The following is a 21,719-nucleotide window of genomic DNA, read 5'->3' as shown; positions in this document are numbered from 1 at the left end:
TTTAACATAAACTTCTAAACTGTTCTATCGAAAGAATAAATCAAAATGGTAACTTTGCTTTTTTGCAAAAATTATGTTAGACAAAGACAATACCATTGAAGTTCAAGGCGCTCGCGTTCACAACTTAAAAAACATAGATGTTTCCATTCCTCGTGAAAAACTGGTCGTAATTACCGGTCTATCGGGTTCTGGGAAATCCTCCTTAGCTTTCGATACCATTTATGCCGAAGGGCAGCGCCGTTATGTAGAGACTTTTTCTGCTTATGCGCGGCAATTTCTGGGTGGTTTGGAGCGTCCCGATGTGGATAAAATCGACGGACTTTCTCCAGTAATTGCCATTGAACAAAAAACGACCAGTAAAAGCCCGCGTTCCACAGTAGGAACTATCACTGAGATTTATGATTTTCTTCGTTTGTTGTTTGCCCGTGGTGCCGATGCGTACAGCTACAATACTGGCGAAAAAATGGTAAGTTATAATGATGAACAAATCAAGGATTTGATTATTCAGGATTTTACCGGAAAACGAATCAATATTTTAGCGCCAGTTATTCGCGCTCGAAAAGGACATTATGCCGAGCTTTTCCAACAAATTGCCAAGCAAGGATTCCTTAAAGTGCGCGTAAACAGTGATATCCTGGATATTACTTTAGGAATGAAATTAGACCGTTATAAAACCCATGATATAGAAATTGTTGTAGATCGAATGGTGATTGATGATACTCCTGAAAATGAAAAACGGTTAACTGAAAGCATCAACACGGCGATGCATCATGGGGAAAATGTATTGATGGTTTTAGATCAAGATTCTAATGAAGTCCGGTTTTTTAGCAGAAATTTGATGTGTCCGACAACAGGAATTTCATACCAAAATCCCGAGCCTAATTTATTCTCTTTCAATTCACCAAAAGGGGCCTGTGATCATTGCAACGGCTTAGGAACGGTAAACGAAATCAATACCAAAAAGATAATTCCAAACCCAAAATTATCCATAAAAAGTGGTGGATTTGCTCCTTTGGGCGAATATAAAAGTTCGTGGATTTTTAAGCAATTGGAAATCATAGGAGAAAAATATGGTTTCAAATTGACGGATGCCATAGAAACCATTCCGCAGGAAGCTATGGAAATGATTCTAAATGGCGGAAAAGAAAAATTCACCATCAACTCCAAAGATTTAGGCGTTGCTCGAGAATACAAAATTGATTTTGAAGGGATTTCGCATTTCATAAAAAACCAACATGACGAAAGCGGTTCAACAACTATAAAACGTTGGGCGAAGGAGTTTATGGACGAAATAAAATGTCCTGTTTGCGAAGGTTCCCGTTTGAAAAAAGAAGCGATGTTCTTTAAAATCAATGAAAAAAATATTACCGAATTGTGTGATATGGACATTTCAGATTTGACCGCTTGGTTTTATGATTTAGATAATCATTTGTCAGATAAACAAAAACGTATCGCCACTGAAGTAATCAAAGAGATTAAGGATCGATTGAACTTTTTGATGAATGTAGGTTTGGATTATTTGGCTTTAAGCCGAAGCTCCAAATCACTTTCTGGTGGTGAAGCACAACGCATTCGATTGGCAACACAAATTGGTTCGCAGTTAGTTGGTGTTTTGTATATTCTCGATGAGCCAAGTATTGGTTTACACCAAAGAGACAATGACAAATTGATTCATTCTCTCGAACAATTACGAGATATTGGAAACTCTGTGATTGTGGTGGAACATGATAAAGACATGATTGAACGTGCGGATTATGTCATTGATATTGGACCAAAAGCAGGAAAATACGGAGGAGAAATCATCAGTAAAGGAACACCTGCCGAAATCCTGAAACATCATACCATAACAGCGATGTATATGAACGGCGAAATGAAAATTGAAGTTCCAGCAAAACGTCGAGAAGGAAATGGAAAATTCCTGAAACTTACCGGAGCAACAGGAAATAATTTGAAAAATGTTTCGATAGAATTGCCTTTAGGCAAAATGATTTGCGTGACTGGAGTTTCCGGAAGTGGAAAATCAACTTTAATCAATGAGACGCTTTACCCTATTTTAAATGCGTATTATTTCAACGGCGTCAAAAAACCACAGCCTTATAAAAAAATTGAAGGATTAGAACATATTGATAAAGTGATTGATATTGACCAAAGCCCGATTGGAAGAACTCCAAGAAGCAATCCAGCAACTTATACGGAAGTTTTTACCGAAATCAGAAATTTGTTTACGATGACTTCTGAGAGTATGATTCGGGGATATAAAGCGGGTCGATTTAGTTTTAATGTAAAAGGCGGACGTTGTGAAACCTGCGAAGGTTCTGGTGTGCGAACGATTGAGATGAACTTTTTGCCCGATGTTTACGTAGAATGTGAAACGTGCCAAGGAAAACGTTTTAATAGGGAAACATTGGAAATTCGATTCAAAGGAAAATCCATTTCGGATGTGTTGAATATGACGGTGGATGAAGCGGTTCCGTTTTTTGAAATGATTCCGAAGATTTACAGAAAAGTAAAAACTATTCAGGATGTTGGTTTGGGCTATATTACGCTTGGTCAACAAAGCACGACGCTTTCCGGAGGTGAAGCGCAACGCATCAAACTGGCAGGAGAATTATCCAAAAAAGATACGGGGAATACGTTTTATATTCTGGACGAACCCACAACTGGCTTGCATTTTGAAGACATCAGAGTATTGATGGAAGTGATTAATAAACTGGTTGACAAAGGAAATACGATTTTGATTATCGAGCACAATATGGACGTGATTAAACTAGCCGATTATATTATAGACATTGGTCCCGAAGGTGGAAAAGGCGGCGGACAACTTATTGCCAAAGGAACTCCGGAAGAAATTATAAAAATTAAGAAGAGTTATACGGCGCAGTTTTTGAAAAAAGAGCTACTTTAGTATACATAAAAAAAAATGTGCAAATTATGAATTTAAAAGAAGCGTTCAGCAATGTCGAAAACTACTTTTCACCTAAAATAATTGGTGAAGTTAATGATCAATTTATTAAAGTGGCAAAAATCAAAGGCCAAGATTTGCCATGGCACAATCACGAAAATGAAGATGAATTATTTTACATTGTAGAAGGAGAACTTTTAATGGAAATTCAAAACGAACCTAAATTCACTTTAAAAAAAGGTGATTTATTTGTGGTGAAAAAAGGTGTAAATCATCGAGTTTCTTCCACTGATGACTGTTTAATAATGCTTATAGAATCAAAAACTACTGAACATACTGGTAAAGTTATATCCAAAATAACAAAATCCATTGAACAACAAACGTATTAAATTTGCCTAGCCCTGATAGCAATGGAAATCCTTTATTGTTTTTCTTTAAAACGATAAAGATTGAAATAGATAGCAGGAAATAGCTCCAAAAAAAACAGAAATTAAATTATATTTTTGAAAATGAGATTAGAAGATTTTGACAATGATGAGGATAAAGTAATCCAAGACAGGCTGAAAAGAAAGACCTGGAACGAAATACGAACCAATGACAGTTGGGCGATTTTTAAAATTATGGCCGAATTTGTAAATGGTTATGAGAGCATGGGGCGCATAGGTCCATGTGTGACTATTTTTGGTTCAGCCAGGACAAAACCTGAAGATAAATATTATTTGCTTGCCGAAAAAATTGCCTATAAAATCAGTAAAGCTGGCTATGGCGTCATTACTGGCGGTGGACCCGGAATTATGGAAGCAGGTAATAAAGGCGCACATTTAGGCGGTGGAACCTCAGTGGGACTGAATATTGTACTACCATTTGAGCAACATTACAATCCTTATATTGACAGTGATAAAAATTTGAATTTTGATTATTTCTTTGTTCGAAAAGTGATGTTTGTTAAATATTCCCAAGGTTTTGTGGTGATGCCAGGAGGTTTTGGTACGATGGACGAATTATTTGAAGCCATGACTTTGATTCAAACTAAAAAAATAGCCAAATTTCCTATCATATTGGTTGGAACCAGCTTTTGGGCGGGATTGATTGATTGGATAAAAACGGTTTTAATAGAAAAAGAACATACGGTAAGTGCCGAAGATATGAATTTATTTAAAATTGTCGATACCGAAGATGAAGTAGTTGATGTCTTGGATAAATTCTATAAAAAATACGATTTAACTCCTAATTTTTAATTGAAAAGCTGTCTAAACAACAGCTTTTTTTATGTTAATTTGTTAGTTTTCTTACTATTTTTATCTAAAAAAAAGTATATTTATTTTTTATTAAATTCTAAAGAAAACAGTTGAAATTAATCTTTAAAATCACGATCTATTTTCTTGTTTTATTGGCATCAGTAAAACAATACGCGCAACATCATTCTAAAATGATTGTTGAGTTGAATTCAGCAGACAAAACATTGAATATTCAGCAAGAAATCACTTTTTTCAATCAATCGAATGACACATTAACTTCAATTGTGTTGAATGATTGGAACAATGCATATTCTGATAAAAACACTCCTCTGGCGAAACGTTTTTCGGATGAATTTTACAGAGGTTTTCATTTGGCTAAAATTGAAGAACGTGGAAGCACGAATAATTTAACCATTATTGATGCAAATCTATTATTCGCTTCATGGGAAAGGACAGAGAAAAATCCGGATTATATTGAAGTTAAATTAAGGCAAAAACTACTTCCAAATCAAAAAACTACTTTGCATCTCACATATATCACGAAAATACCAAGTGATAAATTCACTAAATATGGGTTTAATGATAAAGGCGAAATAAATCTTAAAAACTGGTTTCTTACTCCTGCCCGTTATGAAAACCATGATTTTATCCGAAACAGCAACAACAATTTAGATGATATTGCCAATGCGGTTTCTAGTTATGATATTACTTTGAAAATACCTGTAGGTTTAGAAGTTACTTCTGATTTAAACAGCAGTTTGCCAAATAAGACCGGGGATTTTTTAAACTATAAATTGTCTGGAAACAACCGAACTGATTTTAGTCTTTTTGTAGAACCAAAAACCAGTTTCATCAGCTTCAAAAAGAATAACAATGAAGTACTGACTAATTTGAAGGAAAATAAAATAAGTGATATTCAAAAAGCAGTTATTATTGATCGTGTTATGGATTATGTAAATACGCTTGTTGGTAAATATCCACATGAAAAAATAATAGTTTCTCAAACTGATTATGAGAGAAATCCTTTTTATGGATTGAACCAATTGCCTTCTTTTTTAAGTCCATTCACAGATGAATTTATTTTCGAGATTAAATTTTTGAAAACCTATTTGAATTCCTATTTAAAGACTAGTTTGCGTTTAGATCCAAGAAAAGACAACTGGATTTATGACGGAATCCAGGTTTATACCATGATGAAATATATTGATGAAAACCATCCTAATACGAAGATGTTTGGAAGTGTTTCTAAACTTCGATTATTAAAAAGCTACAACTTAACCAACTTAAGTTTTAATGAGCAATACAGCTATTTTTATATGCTTATGGCTCGAAAAAATTTAGATCAGCCACTTGGAAATCCAAAAAATAGTTTGATAAAATTCAACGAACAAATTGCCAGTAAATACCGTGCCGGATTAAGTTTTAGATATCTGGACGATTATCTGGAGCATGATGAAGTAAACAATAGCATTCGTCAATTCTACGTTGAAAATAAGGAAAAGCAAGTTTCGAGAACTGATTTTGAAAGGATATTAAAATCCAATGCTGATAAAGATATTAACTGGTTTTTTAAAACCATAATTGGTTCTCGTGAAATCATAGATTATAAATTTACTGATGTCTCAAAAACCAAAGACAGTATTACTTTTTCAATAAAAAACAAAACCAATGTTTCAGTTCCTATTCCTGTTTATGGAGTAAAAAAAGGGGAAATCGTTTTTAAAAAATGGCTTGATGCTAATGAAACGGACAGTACTTTTACCATTGAAAGAAAAAATACCGATAAAATCGTTTTAAATTACAATAATGAAGTTCCAGAATACAATTTAAGAAACAATTGGAAATCATTGAAAGGTTTTTATCCCACCAATCGACCTATAAAATTTAATTTTATGAAGGATTTAGAAGACCCCTATTACAATCAGATTTTATATGTACCCACACTAACGTATAACTTATATGATGGTTTTTCACCGGGATTACGATTACATAACAGAACTATTTTAGACAAACCTTTTATATTCGATATCAATCCGGCTTATTCTTCAAAAACAAATAATTTGACAGGTTCAGCGGTCCTGGTAGTAAATCAAAATTATAGAAACAGTGCACTTTACAACGTAAGATATTCGGTTTCGGGCTCTTATTTTCATTATGCACCGGATGCAGCTTACTTGAGAATAAATCCATCGGTACAATTACGAATTAGAGAAGAGAACTTTAGAGACAATAGAAAACAGCTAATATTATTTCGCCAAGTATTAGTAAACAGAGAGAAAAGTGCTTTAGTGATTGACAATTCAACGGAGAATTATTCGGTTTTTGACGCAAAATACATCAACACAAGAACTGAAGTAACCAATCATTTTAACTTTACCTCAGATTTACAACTATCAAGTAAATTTGGAAAAGTAGCAACTGAATTTGAATATCGAAAATTATTTGAAAACAACTTTCAAATTAATTTACGCCTTTATGCCGGTAGTTTTCTATATAACAGAACCGCTTCAGACTTTTTTAGTTTTGCATTAGACAGACCTACGGATTATCTCTTTGATTACAATTATTATGGACGATCTGAAAACAGCGGTTTTTTTAGCCAACAATTCATATTGGCTGAAGGTGGTTTTAAATCAAAACTAGATACTCCTTTTGCTAATCAATGGATTACTACTTTGAACGGAAGTTTCAATATTTGGAATTGGATGGAAGTATATAGCGACATTGGTCTTATTAAAAACAGAAACCAAAATGAGAAATTCGTATACGATAGTGGAATTCGTCTGAATCTGGTAACGGACTATTTCGAATTGTATTTTCCAATTTATTCCAATAATGGATGGGAAATTGGACAAAATAATTACAACGAAAAAATTCGATTTGTGGTTACATTCTCTCCAAAAACATTAATCAATCTTTTTAATCGAAAATGGTTCTAATTAAAGATAAAAATCACTATTTATTACATTATTTATAAAAAAATAGCTTTTTAAATACCTATAATTAAAAAATACATATGCTAATTAGAAATTGACTACTAATAATTAAATTATATTTTTTTTAATGAATTATGAAAATAGCTAGTTTTTAATTAAATTTGCGGCACAAAGTTATACTTTTCAATTATGATAAAAGAAAAAAATAATACTACCCTGACATTTGAAGATTTCAAGACTGAAGTATTAAGTGACTACAAAATAGCTACGATAAGCAGAGAATGCAGCCTGCTAGGACGTAAAGAAGTATTAACTGGAAAGGCTAAATTTGGAATATTTGGCGATGGTAAAGAAGTGCCTCAGTTAGCTATGGCAAAAGCGTTCAAGAATGGAGATTTCCGTTCTGGATACTATCGCGACCAAACTTTTATGATGGCAATAGGTGAATTAACCATGCAACAGTTTTTTGCTGGTTTATATGGCCATACTGATATTGAACAAGAACCGATGTCAGCAGGAAGACAAATGGGAGGCCATTTTACAACACATAGTTTGAATGAAGACGGATCATGGAAAGATTTAACTAAACAAAAAAATTCAAGCGCAGATATTTCTCCTACTGCAGCGCAAATGCCTCGATTACTAGGATTAGCGCAAGCATCAAAAATATACCGACAAGTTTCAGGAATTACCAACGCAGCAAATTTTTCTGTAGAGGGTAATGAAATAGCTTGGGGAACAATAGGAAATGCAAGTACATCAGAAGGACTATTTTTTGAGACTATAAATGCTGCCGGTGTTTTACAAGTACCTATGGTTATGAGTGTTTGGGATGATGAATATGGCATTTCAGTACATGCAAGATATCAAACCACTAAAGAAAGTATTTCTGAAATATTAAAAGGATACCAACGAGAGAATAATACCAACGGTTTTGAAATATTAAAAGTAAAAGGTTGGGATTATGCCGAATTAATTGCTACTTATGAAAAAGCGGCAAGTATAGCTCGTGAAAAACACATTCCAGTATTAATTCATGTAAACGAATTAACGCAACCACAAGGACATTCCAGTTCAGGATCTCATGAGAGATATAAAGACTCGAATCGATTGGCATGGGAAAAAGATTTTGATTGTCTCCGTCAAATGAAACTGTGGATGATTGCTATCAATGTTGCTTCTCCTGAAGAAATTGAAGCGATTGATTCACAAGCTAAGAAAGACGTTTTTGAAGCTAAAAAAGCAGCCTGGAATGCTTTCATTGAACCTATAATTGAAGAACAAAAAGAGCTTGTTTCTTTATTACAAAAAATAGCAGAAACAAGTAAAAACAAAGAAAGAATACTAAAACTGATTACGGATTTAAACAGTATAAAATCACCTTTAAAAAAAGAGATTCTAGTAACTGCCCGAAAAGTGCTGCGTTTAGCAATGAACGAAAAAGGTAAAGAGGAATTGTCTCTTTGGATCACTTCGTACACCAATAAAACGCAACAAAAATTCAGTAGCAACTTATTTTCGGAAACGGATTTAAATGTGTTCTCAGCAGAAAAAGTTTTACCTGAATATTCTGAAAATGCAAAAGAAGATACGGACGGTCGCATGATTTTGCGTGATAACTTTGATGCCATTTTCACAAAATATCCTGAAACACTAATTTTTGGTGAAGATGCCGGAAATATTGGTGATGTAAACCAAGGTTTAGAAGGAATGCAAGAAAAATATGGAGAACTTCGCGTAGCTGATGTCGGAATTCGTGAAGCAACAATTATTGGTCAAGGTATTGGAATGGCTTTAAGAGGCTTACGCCCTATTGCTGAAATTCAATATTTAGATTATTTATTGTATGCTATTCAAATCATGAGTGACGATTTAGCAACATTAAGGTACCGCACGGTAGGAAAACAAAAAGCCCCGCTTATTATACGAACACGCGGTCATCGATTAGAGGGAATCTGGCATTCTGGTTCTCCTATGGGAATGATAATAAATGCCATAAGAGGAATTCATGTTTTGGTTCCAAGAAATATGACACAAGCTGCTGGTTTTTATAACAGTTTATTGGAATGTGATGAACCTGCTTTAGTGATTGAATGCTTGAATGGCTACCGATTAAAAGAAAAAATGCCTTTGAATTACGGAGAATTCAAAACACCAATTGGCGTTGTGGAAACGTTGAAAGAAGGAACTGACATTACCTTAGTTTCTTATGGATCAACCTTAAGATTAGTACAACAAGCCGCAAAAGAGCTTCTTGAAGTAGGTATTGATTGCGAGGTAATCGACTTACAATCATTATTACCATTTGATATTAATCAAGATGTGGTAAAAAGTATTTCCAAAACGAATCGTCTTTTAGTAGTCGACGAAGATGTTCCTGGAGGTGCTTCGGCATATATTTTACAACAAATTATAGAACAACAAGATGCCTATACTTATTTAGACAGCAAACCGCAAACATTAACTGCAAAAGCGCACCGACCTGCTTATGGCACAGATGGTGACTATTTCTCTAAGCCTTCCGCAGAAGATATATTCGAAAAAGTATATGGAATGATGAATGAGGTAAATCCTTCGAAATTTCCAAGTTTGTATTAAACATAATTCTTTATAAATCGAAATCCAAACTTTAATTCAGACTGCCCCCAAAAAGCTAGACACTATTTGGGGGTATTTTTTTTTTAATCTTAATCAATAGTTTGTTTATAAAAAATTAAAATACTAAATTGGTAATCAATTCATTAGTCAATAACCATAATAAAAAATAAGATGAAAAAGATAATACTAATTTTAGGAGTACTTTCGATTATGACAATCGTTTCCTGCAAGAAAAAAGACGATAATCCTATTGCGCCACAAGTGGAAACATCTAGTGCATCTACACCATCCACTCCTGTGGTTTCAGGAGAAGCGAAAGATAGTACCGCTATAAAAGTAAGTACTGATGGTGTAAATGTTAGTACAAAAGATGGAGCAACTAAAACGAGTGTTAATGTTTCGGGTGGTGAAGCAAAAATTGAGATCAAAAAATAATACTCGATTATTCTCTTAATTAAAAGTTATAATGCCAACATAAATTATTTATGTTGGCATTATTTATTTTAAATTTAAACTTTATTAAAAAATAATAGAAAATGAACACTTTGGAAACTCTTTTAAAAAGCATACAAAATGTCAAAGTGATAGATCAGTCCATTGATTATAAAAATTATATCGCTTTAGATTTATCAACTTTTAATCCTGAATTATTAAAATTGGATATTGGTAATGCTATTGATTTCGAAAGATACATCGAAAATCATTTAACAACAACTGGAGCAAAAGTCGCATTTGGAGGTTATAATGAAGAGCGTAATTTATACAAACGAAGCGCTGTTTTTAATGATACTAAATCCGAAGAGCGAAATATTCATATTGGATTAGATTTATGGATAAAAGCTGGAACTCCTGTATTAGCAGCTGTTGATGGAACTATTCATAGTTTTAATTATAATGCAGGTTTAGGAGATTATGGTCCAACCATTATTTTAGAACACAAAATAGAAAATGAAACTTTTCATACTTTATACGGCCATCTTTCATTAGAAAGTATTACTAAAATTGAAATTGGAGATATTGTTAAAAAAGGACAACAAATAGCAATTTTGGGGAATTCACCAATTAATGGAGATTATGCACCTCACTTACATTTTCAGATTATAAGAAATATCGAAGCTAATTTTGGCGATTATCCAGGAGTTTGCAGCAAAAATGATTTGGATTATTATTTAGAAAATTGTCCTAATCCTAACTTATTATTAAAAATCACATAAATTATGAAAAAGATAATTCTCATTCTAGGCATTGTTTTACTAGTTGGTTGTAAATCTAAAACCGTTGTTACTGCTACTAAACCTGAGGAAGTCAAATTAGTCAAACTAACATTTTCTGAAGTGAGTGAATCTCAAAAAGACAAAGCCTATGAATTAGGAAAAAGGGTTTTAATGACCTGTAATACTTCTAAGTTTAAACCTTTTAACGAAAGTGAAGCAACAGCTTCGGTAATTAAAAATACAACCGAAGAACGCTTGACGAAAACATGTACCAGATTCCGTCAATATTATGGTACTTTTAAAGACCTTCAGCTAGTTGAAATCTATAAGAACAATAGTGATCAAGCTACTATTTTTCGTTATAAAGCATTGTATACAAAGAAAGTTGCCAACAAAGAACTTCGGGTTTCAATGAATCAAGAAAACAAAGTTTCGGCTATTAAATCACTCGATTGGATAGATCCTTTTCAATATAAATAATTTCAATTAATAGCCCTGAATTCATGAATCAAAAAGTCCTGCTTATTTTATTAATTATGGTTACGTTTTCTGCTACCAGTCAGGAAACATTGAGCTTTAAAGGTTCTAAATCGTATCACGCTACGAATTCTTGGGATTTTATTTGTGAAAATTATGCCTTGACAGGAATTACAGCTATACAAATTGCAAAAACAGAAAATGGCGGTATCCTAAAATTAGCCGTTGCAACTACAAACCCCACATTTAATATTTCAGGAGTAGTCTATGTTTATTTAACTGATAATACCATCATAATATGTTCTGATAAAGGGATTAGGGAAAATATAGAAAATAACATTGTATCGTATTACACCTTTTCTCCTTTAGAAATGAATAAAATGAAAACTACCGATATTCAATCGATTCGTTTTAACATTAAAGGAAATGCCCGTAAATTTAGTAGTCAAATAGGTAATTTTACTGCTGTTAATCGAAAAACATACTTTTCGACAGCTTCCGATAAAACCAAAAAAAATTACGATACAGCTATACAAATAACAACTTTGTATCAATAGAGCAGTTCAATAGCAGAAAATAACTGACTAAAGTATTTTGTCTTTAAACGATTCATTACTTTGATGAATCTGTGGGCTAATCTATTTAAAATTATTTGCAAATTATTAGATGATAAACCCCACATTATTTTATTAAAATTCGAATGATGCGTCTTTATCGGCGTTTATTCGTAAATTTAAAAAAAATTAAAATAGCCAATTGGTTTATTTTATTCAAAAATAGAGCCCTTTTTAATTACTCATTTTCCTACCGAAGGCTACATTATTAAAAATAAATTGAATTAATAATGTGTGAATTATGCAACTTTTTTTTAAAGTTATGTAAGTGTTTCTAATACTGTTTATCCGATTTTTACATAATCTGTTAAAAAAAATAATTTGAAACTATATATCAAATACATGGTTAGTAATCGCTGCAAAATGGCGGTAAAAGAGGAATTGAAAAAACTGGGACTACACTTCATTGTTGTCGATTTAGGCGAAGTTGAAATCATGGAAACTATTTCTATGGATCAACGTGAAAAACTTAAATCAGCGCTCTTGAATTCTGGGCTAGAATTAATGGATGATAAGAAAGCCATGCTCATTGAAAAAATAAAAAATGTGATTATTGAAATGGTTCACCATTCTACTGAAAACATAAAAGTGAACTTTTCTGATTATCTAAGTGAAAAACTAAATCATGATTACACGTATTTGTCTAACTTATTTTCGGAAGTACAAGGGACTACAATTGAGCAATTTATAATTTCTCACAAAACGGAACGAATAAAGGAACTAATTATTTATGGTGAATTAAACATTACTGAAATTGCTTGGAAAATGAACTACAGCAGTGTAGCGCATCTTTCCAGTCAGTTTAAAAAAGTCACTGGTTTATCCCCTTCGCATTTCAAACAATTGAAGGATAAAAGAAGAAATCCAATTGAAGACATTGGAAATTCTAATGAAATAAATAATTAAAATGGGCACAACAAACAAACACGAGTCTCAATATACCCGGAGTTTAATTGAAGCTAGTTTAGATCCGTTTGTTACAATTAGTGTTGATGGGAAGATTACTGATGTAAACGAAGCATCAATAAAAATTACAGGAATTTCTAGGGAAAATTTAATTGGAACTGATTTTTCCGATTATTTTACAGAACAAGAAAAAGCAAAACAAGGATATCAACAAGTTTTTGAGAAAAGTTTTGTTGCTGATTATCCACTAACGATAAAACATAAAAACGGAAAATTAACGGATGTGTTATACAATGCTTCCGTTTATAAAGATGATAAAGGAAATGTTCTTGGGGTTTTTGCGGCTGCGAGAGATGTTACAGCCCAAAAATTACTTTCAAAATATTCTTTAAGCTTAATCGAAGCAAGTCTTGATCCATTAGTTACCATAAATACTGAAGGCAAAATTACTGATATGAATGAGGCATTAGTGAACATTACCGGTATGACGCGTAAAGAACTAACTAAATCAGATTTCTTTGATTATTTTACTGAGAAACAAAAAGCCCGAGAAGTCTATCAGGAAGTGTTTGAGAAAGGCTCAGTGACTGACTCTCCACTTACCCTTAGACATAAAGAAGGAAAATTAACCGATGTTTTATTTAATGGATCTGTTTATAAAGATGACAGCGGAAATGTACTTGGCGTTGTTGTTGTTGCAAGAGATATAGCAGAGCAAAAATGGGCATTAGATTTAAGAATTGCTAATCAAGAACTGGCTTTTCAAAACAATGAAAAAGAAAAAAGGGCAGCTGAATTAGTAATTGCAAATAAAGAACTTGCTTTACAATATAAAGTAAAAGAAAAAAGGGCAGCTGAATTAATAATAGCTAATAAAGAGCTTCTTTTTCAAAATGAAGAGAAAGAAAAACGAGCTGCTGAATTAGTTATAGCCAACAAAGAGCTTTTGTTTCAAAACGATGAGAAAGAAAAACGGGCGAACGAATTAATCGTTGCTAACGAAGAACTTCTATTTCAAAATAATGAAAAAGTAAAACGTGAAATTTTAAATAAAGAGCTTGAAGAATTAAGCTATACTGCAAAATTAGCTTCGCAATATTCTCTTAGTTTGATTGAAGCAAGTCTTGATCCATTGGTTACAATAAATACCAAAGGAAAAATTACCGATATGAATGAAGCGTTGGTAAACATTACAGGTATGACAAGAGAAGAACTTACTGATTCTGATTTCTTTGATTATTTTACCGAACAACAAAAAGCTAGAGAAGTATATCAGGAAGTATTTGAAAAAGGTTCTGTTGCTGATTCACCTCTAACACTTTGCCACAAAGACGGTAAATTAACGGATGTATTGTTTAACGGTTCTGTATATAATGATGATAATGGAAATTTACTTGGTGTTGTAATTGTTGCAAGAGATGTAACGGATCAGAAAAGAATTGCGAATGAGCTGATTGAGGCAAGAGTTTTTGCTGAGTTAGCAACGGAAATTGCGGAAGAAGCCAAGAGAAATGCCGAAAGCGCCACCATCATTGCGGAAAATGCAGTAAAGGCAAAACAGCAATTTTTGTCAAATATGAGTCATGAAATTCGTACGCCGATGAATGCCATCATCGGATTTACAAAAGTAGTGTTAAAAACAGATTTGACAGCTAAACAAAAAGAATATTTGGATGCTATTAAAATGAGTGGTGATGCATTAATCGTTCTCATCAATGACATACTTGATTTAGCAAAAGTAGATGCGGGTAAGATGACTTTTGAGAAAATACCTTTCAAAATGAAAGACTCAATATTAGCTATGCTTCATTTATTTGAAACAAAAATTCAAGAAAAAAATTTAAGATTGGTTAAGAAATATGACAGTAAGATTCCAGATGTTCTTATAGGTGATCCCGTTCGTTTGCACCAAATCATTTTAAACTTGGTCAGTAATGCTGTAAAATTCACTTCTAAAGGAAAAATTACGGTAAGCGTTGATTTATTACATGAAGATACCGATAAAGTAGTAATCGAGTTTGCGGTAACTGATACCGGAATTGGTATCCCTAAAGAAAAAATAGCAAAAATATTTGAAAATTTCCAACAGGCCTCCAGCGGAACTTCAAGATTGTACGGCGGAACCGGATTAGGTCTTGCAATTGTTAAGCAATTAGTAGAGCCACAAGGAGGGAGTATTCGTGTGAAAAGTACAGTTAATAAAGGCTCCACTTTCAGCTTTACATTAAGTTTTCAAAAAACAAATGCTGATGCTGGTCTAGAAAATGAACTTATGGAATTAGATACCGAAATAAAAAACATAAAAGTATTAGTGGTTGAAGATATTCCACTCAATCAATTATTAATGAAAACATTATTGGATGATTTTGGTTTTGATCGTGATATTGCTGAAAACGGAAAAATTGCCATCGAAAAACTAAAAACCAAAGACTACGATATCATTTTAATGGATTTACAAATGCCTGAAATGAATGGATTTGAAGCCACAGAATACATTCGTAAAACTATGAACTCAAAAATACCAATTATTGCTTTAACAGCTGATGTTACTACCGTAGACTTAGCTAAATGCAAAGCCGTTGGCATGAACGATTACCTTGCTAAACCGGTTGACGAAAGAATATTATATAGCAAAATAGTTGGAATATTAAAAAAACCCAAACTCGCAAAACTAAGTGTAAAACTTAATGAAAATTTGGATGAAAAAGACAATACGACTAAAAAAATAAGATGTATTGACCTAGTGTATTTAAATCAAAGAACAAAATCAAACCCTACATTAATGATGGAGATGATTTCGCTTTATTTACTACAAACGCCTCCATTAATTGACACCATTAAACAAAGTTTTGCTGATCAAAACTGGTCATTATTAGGTGCTGCCGCGCATAAAATGATTCCTTCATTTTCAATAATGGGGATTAGTCCTGCTTTTGAAAACATAGCAAAAAAAATTCAGGAATTTGCAAATGCACAAGAAAAATCAGATGAGATCGATGCTCTGGTCTTACAACTTGAAGAAGTTTGTTTGCAAGCCTGTAGTGAATTAGAAGAAGAACTTAATGTAATTAAAAATAAATAATAGTGAAAAACGAAAACAAAATAAAAATTTTTCTGGTGGATGATGATGCATTGTTTTTAAAATCTTTAGAAATTGAGTTTATGGAAAATGCAGATTTTATAATTGAAACCTATTCTACAGGAGAACTTTGTGTGGAAAATTTATCTCATAATCCTGATGTAATAATATTGGATTATCAACTTGATGGTATCGTACAAGATGCCATGAACGGGCTTGAAACTTTAGACAAAATTAAAGCTTTCAATGTGCAAACCCCAGTTGTAATGTTATCTTCGCAAGATAAAATTGAAGTGGCTATAAACTGTATGCATCATAAGGCATTTGATTATGTTGTGAAAAGTGAAACAGCATTTGTACGCTTACAAAAAATTATAACTACCATTTTTAAATATCAAAAAATGGAAAAAGAATTAAGTTGGTATATGGATCGTATGTAATCTATTTTTTACTATAATTCTCCATAAGTTTCATAACTCGTTAGATTAATCTATTTTTAATTTGGCATAAAAAAAGCCAAATTTATTTTACAAAAATGCAGTATAAAGACACATCGGATCTGGAAATTTCATTGCTATTGGAAGCTATTTATAGAAAATATGGCTATGATTTCAGGCAGTATTCTCAAGCTCATATTAGGCGCAGAATCATGAACAGAATGTCATTTTCAAGCTTTGAAGATATTTCTCAAATGCAATCTAAAGTTTTGAAAGATGAAGCATTTGCTTCTAAGCTACTACAGGATTTATCGATAACAGTAACCGAAATGTTTCGTGACCCAACCTTTTATAGATCCTTACGAGAAAAAGTCATCCCAATTTTAAAAACGTATCCTTTTATAAAAATATGGCATGCAGGCTGTGCAACTGGGGAAGAAGCGTATTCGATGGCTATCATTTTGCAAGAAGAAGGATTGTATGACAGGACTACTATTTATGCAACTGATTTTAACCAGATAGCTTTGAACCGTGCAAAAGATGGGATTTTTTCGAACAAAATGATAAAAGAATACACTACAAATTATCAATTATCAGGAGGAAAAGAATCTTTTTCCAGTTATTATACGTCCAATTATGATAACGTCATTATGAATCAATCATTAAAAAAAAATATTGTTTGGGCCAATCATAATTTGGTTACAGATAGTGTATTTGCTGAAGTACACTTGATATTATGTCGAAATGTGCTGATTTATTTTGATAAAAATTTACAAAACAAAGTCCAGACTCTTTTTTATAATAGCATCATTAATGGAGGCGTTTTATGTTTGGGATCCAAAGAAAGTTTACGATTTACGGATTTGCATGAGCAATATATTGAGTTGGATACAAAACAACGAATATTTAAAAAGAAATATTAAATGCAGTATGAAGCAATAGTAATAGGGGTTTCTTCTGGCGGCATGAATGCTTTGAAAATTATATTCTCATCTTTACCGGTAGATTTCAATACACCCATTATTATAGTGCAGCATTTAGGTGCACATTCGGATAGTCAATGGATAAAACTTTTAAATAAAAAAAGTCTCCTTGATCTAAAAGAAGCGGATGAAAAAGAAAAAATTGAAAAAGGCAAAATTTATATTGCCCCACCTAATTATCACTTGCTGATTGAAAAGGATAAAACCTTTTCCTTTACCATAGACGAGCGAGTAAGTTTTGCAAGACCTTCAATTGATGTATTATTTGAATCGGCGGCTGAAGCCTATAAAAACAAATTAATTGGAATCATACTTACAGGCTCTAATCATGATGGGACCGGAGGCATTAAACGAATAAAAGAATTAGGTGGTCTAGCCATCATTCAAGACCCGAAAACCGCAGAATCTCCTTATATGCCAAAGTCTGCTATTGCTGCTATTGAATCTGATTATATTTTATCGTTGGAGAATATAGTCGCTTTACTGATAAAAATTGATAAACAAAAAGAATAATTTCGATAACCTTTACAAATATTATAGAATGGAAATAACCCTTGGTAGAAAAATAGTAATCGGATTTATTGCTTGTGCTTTAGTCCTTTTAGGAGTTGCAATTTTCTCTTTTAAAAACAGTGAAAAATTTGTCGCTTCAAATGCCTTGGTAAATAATTCTAATCAGGTATTATATGAATTTGAACAAATACTGATGTCTTCTGTTGATGCAGAAACTGGTGTACGAGGTTATGTCATTACAGGCGATACCGATTTCCTGACCCCTTTTACATCTGCCAAAACAAAAGTAACAGAGCAACTTGATAAAATAAAGGAATTAACAAAAGACAATCCCAATCAACAAAAACACATTGAGGAACTTGCAAAAGAGCTTAAAATACGTTTTGAGAATTTAAATAAATGCATAGCTATTCGTACAACCGATTTTAAAAAAGCCATAGAATTTGTTTCTTCAGGCGAAGGAAAACAATTGCAAGATGAGATAAGAAGAACAATTGATAAAGCACAGGAATCTGAACAAACTTTACTTGCCGAAAGGATACAAATCAGTGAAGATGATGCCAGTAAGTTTAATATTGTTTTTGGTGTTTTATTGTTAATCATTGTTATGATTCTTGTCGTTGTATACACTATCGTTACTGAAAATTTAAAAGCTCTTAAAAGTTCCGAATCTGAAACTGCTAATAAAAACTGGCTACTTACAGGTAACTCTGAACTTAATGAAAAATTAATAGGAGATCAAAGTATAGCACAGTTAGCGAACAGTACGATCAGTTTTTTATGCACTTACCTGAACGCAAATATAGGAGCTGTGTATCTCTTTAATGAAAAAGAAAATATCCTGACACTCAATGGTAAATTTGCCTTTTCATCTGCCGAAGATACTAAAGAAAATTTTAGGTTAAATGAAGGATTAATTGGTCAGGCCGCCTGGGAACAGAAACAAATTTATTTAACAGATATATCCGAAGATCAAATACGAATCACTTCATCTGTTTTGAATGCAAAACCAAAAAATTTACTCATTACTCCTTTTTTACTTGAAGGTAAAACGATTGGCGTAATAGAAATAGGTAAATTTACTGATTTCAATGAAACTGAGAAGGAATTCATCAGTGTTTCTATGAACAGTATAGCCATTAGTGTCAATACTGTTCAACAGGCCGAGGAGAAAGAAAAAAGGGCTGCAGAATTAGTTATTGCTAATAAAGAACTTGCCTATCAAAATGATGAAAAAGAAAAAAGGGCTGCAGAGTTAGGAATTGCCAACAAAGAACTTGCCTATCAAAATGATGAAAAAGAAAAAAGGGCGGCAGAATTAGGCATTGCCAACAAAGAACTCGCCTACCAAAATGACGAGAAAGAGAAAAGAGCGGCAGAATTAGGAATTGCCAACAAAGAACTCGCCTACCAAAATGACGAGAAAGAAAAAAGAGCAGCAGAGTTAGGGATTGCGAACAAAGAACTGGCCTATCAAAATGATGAAAAAGAAAAAAGAGCGGCAGAGTTAGGAATTGCTAACAAAGAACTCGCCTATCAAAACGAAGAAAAAGAAAAAAGAGCAGCAGAGTTAGGAATTGCGAACAAAGAGCTTTCCACTCAAGCTGAAGAAATGCAAATACAGCAGGAAGAACTGAGACAACTGAATGAAGAATTAGAACAACAGGCGCAAAATCTAAAACAACAGCAAGAGGAATTGCAAATGACTAATGAAGAATTGGAAGAGCAAACTCAATCATTAGAAGAGAAAAACAAAGAAGTTGAAGCTTCAAAAAATGATATTGAACAAAAAACAAAACAACTGGAAATTAGCAGCAAGTATAAATCAGAATTTCTTGCAAACATGTCACATGAATTAAGAACACCGCTTAATAGTTTGCTTATCCTTTCAAAAGATTTATCAGAAAACAGAAAGAAAAATCTGGATGACGTTCAGGTTGAAAGTGCAGAAATAATTTATAAAAGCGGTCATGATCTTCTTATCCTAATTAATGAAGTACTAGATCTGTCTAAAATTGAAGCAGGAAAAATGTCTATAAATGTTGAAAAAGTATCACTAAAAAATTTCTCAAATGATCTTCTTCGTGATTTCAAACATCAGGCACAGCAAAAAGGATTAAAACTTGTTTGCAAATTGGCGGCAACTTTACCTGAATTTATTCACACCGATTCACAACGTTTGAATCAGATATTGAAAAATCTTATATCCAATGCTATAAAATTTACCGAAAAAGGAAGTGTAACGATACGTATTGACCCAAATACAGAAACTACTTTGAATATTTCTGTTACTGATACAGGTATTGGAATATCAGAAGACAAACAAACTGCTATATTTGAAGCTTTTCAACAAGCAGAAGGTGGTACATCCAGAAAGTATGGCGGTACCGGATTAGGGCTTTCCATTTCACGAGAATTGGCCAAATTATTAGAAAGCGAAATAAAAGTAAGCAGTACTATAGATGAAGGATCAACTTTTTCACTCATTATTCCGCTTGAAATATTCCCTGAACAAGAAACTTTCAGTACAATTACATTGAAACCCGTTTTGTATACACCGCGTCCAAAAATTGAATCTGAATATTTAAATTATGATACCATAAAAGATGACAGAAACACAATAAGCGCAGATGATAAAGTAGTACTCATTATTGAAGATGATCGGAATTTTGCGGCTATACTTTTGAATCAAGCCAACAAAAAAGGATTCAAATGTTTGTCGGCAGCAACTGGAGAAGATGGTCTATTACTTGCTTCAAAATACAAACCTCAAGCAATCATTCTCGATATGGGTTTACCAGGAATCAAAGGGCAGCAAGTATTGCATGAGTTAAAAGCAAATCCATCTGTAAGGCATATTCCTGTGCATATTATTTCGGCAAATGACCGTTCGCTGGAACCAATCAGAGAAGGTGCAGTAGAATACCTGATGAAACCAATCGCTAAAAATGAACTGGAAGAAGCTTTCAACCGAATTGAAAATTTTGTAAATAGAAAAATAAAAAACCTATTGATTATTGAAGATAATGAAAATTCAAGAAAGGCAATGAAAATACTCATTGGCAATGGTGATGTACATTGTTTTGAAGCAGCAACAGGCACAGAAGCTTTAGCATTGTATCAAGAGAATCACATCGATTGTATCATATTAGATATTGGTTTACCTGACATGAACGGCTTTGACTTTATCAATAAACTGGAAGATATAAAAGGCCATAACATGCCCCCTATTATTGTTTACACTGGAAAAGAACTTACAAAAGAAGAAAATAACCTACTCCAAAAATATGCGGAGAGCATTATTATAAAAGGCATAAAATCAGAAGAACGATTGCTGGATGAAACTGCTCTTTTTCTTCATCGGACTATCAGTAATTTACCAAAATCGAAACAAAATATTATTAATAGTTTGCATGATAAAGAAGCTATATTTCATTCAAAAAAAATATTATTGGTAGATGACGATATGCGTAATGTTTTTGCATTGTCCAAAATATTGCAAGAACGAGGAATGGAAGTCATAAAATCAGAAAACGGAAAAAATGCATTGGAGATGCTGAATGTGCATAGTGACATTGATATGGTACTAATGGATATTATGATGCCTGAAATGGATGGTTACGAAGCAATGAAGCGAATACGATCTCAAATAAAATTTAGAAATTTACCTGTAATTGCGCTTACCGCAAAAGCCATGAAAGACGACAAACAAAAATGTATTGATGCTGGCGCTAATGACTACATCACAAAACCTATTGATGTAGAACGTTTACTGTCATTAATGCGTGTATGGTTAAGTAAATAATAAAACGTAATTGCGAA

At 32.9% G+C, this 21,719-nt stretch carries 15 protein-coding genes; all 15 read left to right on the top strand.

Annotation, left to right across the window (positions count from 1 at the left end):
- Positions 1-73 precede the first annotated feature (73 nt).
- The 15 genes from uvrA (at position 74) to ACM55I_RS06290 (ending at position 21,702) form a co-directional block, all read left to right on the top strand.
- On the top strand, positions 74-2,905 hold the full coding sequence (gene uvrA / locus ACM55I_RS06360) for an excinuclease ABC subunit UvrA (RefSeq protein WP_416845917.1): 2,832 nt from the start codon (positions 74-76) through the stop codon (positions 2,903-2,905).
- Positions 2,906-2,931: 26 nt separating this feature from the next.
- Entirely contained in the window at positions 2,932-3,291 is a 360-nt protein-coding gene (locus ACM55I_RS06355) for a cupin domain-containing protein (protein WP_416845916.1), read from the top strand.
- Positions 3,292-3,411: 120 nt separating this feature from the next.
- Positions 3,412-4,140, top strand: coding sequence for an LOG family protein (locus ACM55I_RS06350; protein WP_416845915.1), 729 nt, complete (start codon positions 3,412-3,414; stop codon positions 4,138-4,140).
- A gap of 191 nt (positions 4,141-4,331) precedes the next feature.
- Positions 4,332-7,079, top strand: coding sequence for a gluzincin family metallopeptidase (locus ACM55I_RS06345; protein WP_416845997.1), 2,748 nt, complete (start codon positions 4,332-4,334; stop codon positions 7,077-7,079).
- 186 nt (positions 7,080-7,265) lie between these two features.
- Positions 7,266-9,674, top strand: a complete 2,409-nt coding sequence (locus ACM55I_RS06340) for an alpha-ketoacid dehydrogenase subunit alpha/beta (RefSeq protein ID WP_416845914.1) — start codon at positions 7,266-7,268, stop codon at positions 9,672-9,674.
- A 171-nt stretch (positions 9,675-9,845) separates the two neighbouring features.
- Complete coding sequence (locus tag ACM55I_RS06335; RefSeq protein WP_416845913.1) at positions 9,846-10,109, top strand: hypothetical protein; 264 nt, start codon at positions 9,846-9,848, stop codon at positions 10,107-10,109.
- A gap of 101 nt (positions 10,110-10,210) precedes the next feature.
- Positions 10,211-10,888, top strand: a complete 678-nt coding sequence (locus ACM55I_RS06330; protein WP_416845912.1) for a peptidoglycan DD-metalloendopeptidase family protein — start codon at positions 10,211-10,213, stop codon at positions 10,886-10,888.
- Between the two features lie 3 nt (positions 10,889-10,891).
- On the top strand, positions 10,892-11,368 hold the full coding sequence (locus ACM55I_RS06325) for a hypothetical protein (protein ID WP_416845911.1): 477 nt from the start codon (positions 10,892-10,894) through the stop codon (positions 11,366-11,368).
- A 23-nt stretch (positions 11,369-11,391) separates the two neighbouring features.
- Positions 11,392-11,922: a hypothetical protein gene (locus tag ACM55I_RS06320; protein ID WP_416845910.1), complete on the top strand. Its 531-nt coding sequence runs from the start codon at positions 11,392-11,394 to the stop codon at positions 11,920-11,922.
- 399 nt (positions 11,923-12,321) lie between these two features.
- Positions 12,322-12,885 carry a helix-turn-helix domain-containing protein gene (locus ACM55I_RS06315; RefSeq protein WP_416845996.1) on the top strand — a complete coding sequence of 188 codons (564 nt, stop codon included), beginning with the start codon at positions 12,322-12,324 and terminating at the stop codon, positions 12,883-12,885.
- 1 nt (position 12,886) lies between these two features.
- Positions 12,887-15,967, top strand: a complete 3,081-nt coding sequence (locus tag ACM55I_RS06310) for a PAS domain-containing hybrid sensor histidine kinase/response regulator (protein WP_416845909.1) — start codon at positions 12,887-12,889, stop codon at positions 15,965-15,967.
- A gap of 2 nt (positions 15,968-15,969) precedes the next feature.
- A complete protein-coding gene (locus ACM55I_RS06305; RefSeq protein ID WP_416845908.1) occupies positions 15,970-16,404 on the top strand; it encodes a response regulator in 435 nt (144 codons plus the stop codon).
- A 95-nt stretch (positions 16,405-16,499) separates the two neighbouring features.
- The gene (locus ACM55I_RS06300; RefSeq protein ID WP_416845907.1) at positions 16,500-17,324 is read left to right on the top strand and encodes a CheR family methyltransferase; all 825 of its coding nucleotides are present in this window, start codon (positions 16,500-16,502) and stop codon (positions 17,322-17,324) included.
- The gene (locus tag ACM55I_RS06295) at positions 17,325-17,897 is read left to right on the top strand and encodes a chemotaxis protein CheB (protein ID WP_416845906.1); all 573 of its coding nucleotides are present in this window, start codon (positions 17,325-17,327) and stop codon (positions 17,895-17,897) included.
- A 28-nt stretch (positions 17,898-17,925) separates the two neighbouring features.
- On the top strand, positions 17,926-21,702 hold the full coding sequence (locus tag ACM55I_RS06290) for a response regulator (protein WP_416845905.1): 3,777 nt from the start codon (positions 17,926-17,928) through the stop codon (positions 21,700-21,702).
- The last annotated feature ends 17 nt before the right edge of the window (positions 21,703-21,719 follow it).

This window comes from Flavobacterium algoris, from assembly GCF_048158525.1.
Taxonomy (GTDB): Bacteria; Bacteroidota; Bacteroidia; order Flavobacteriales; family Flavobacteriaceae; genus Flavobacterium; species Flavobacterium algoris.
The sequence above is the reverse complement of the archived record's forward strand: the minus strand, read 5'-3'. Positions and strand labels throughout refer to the sequence as shown.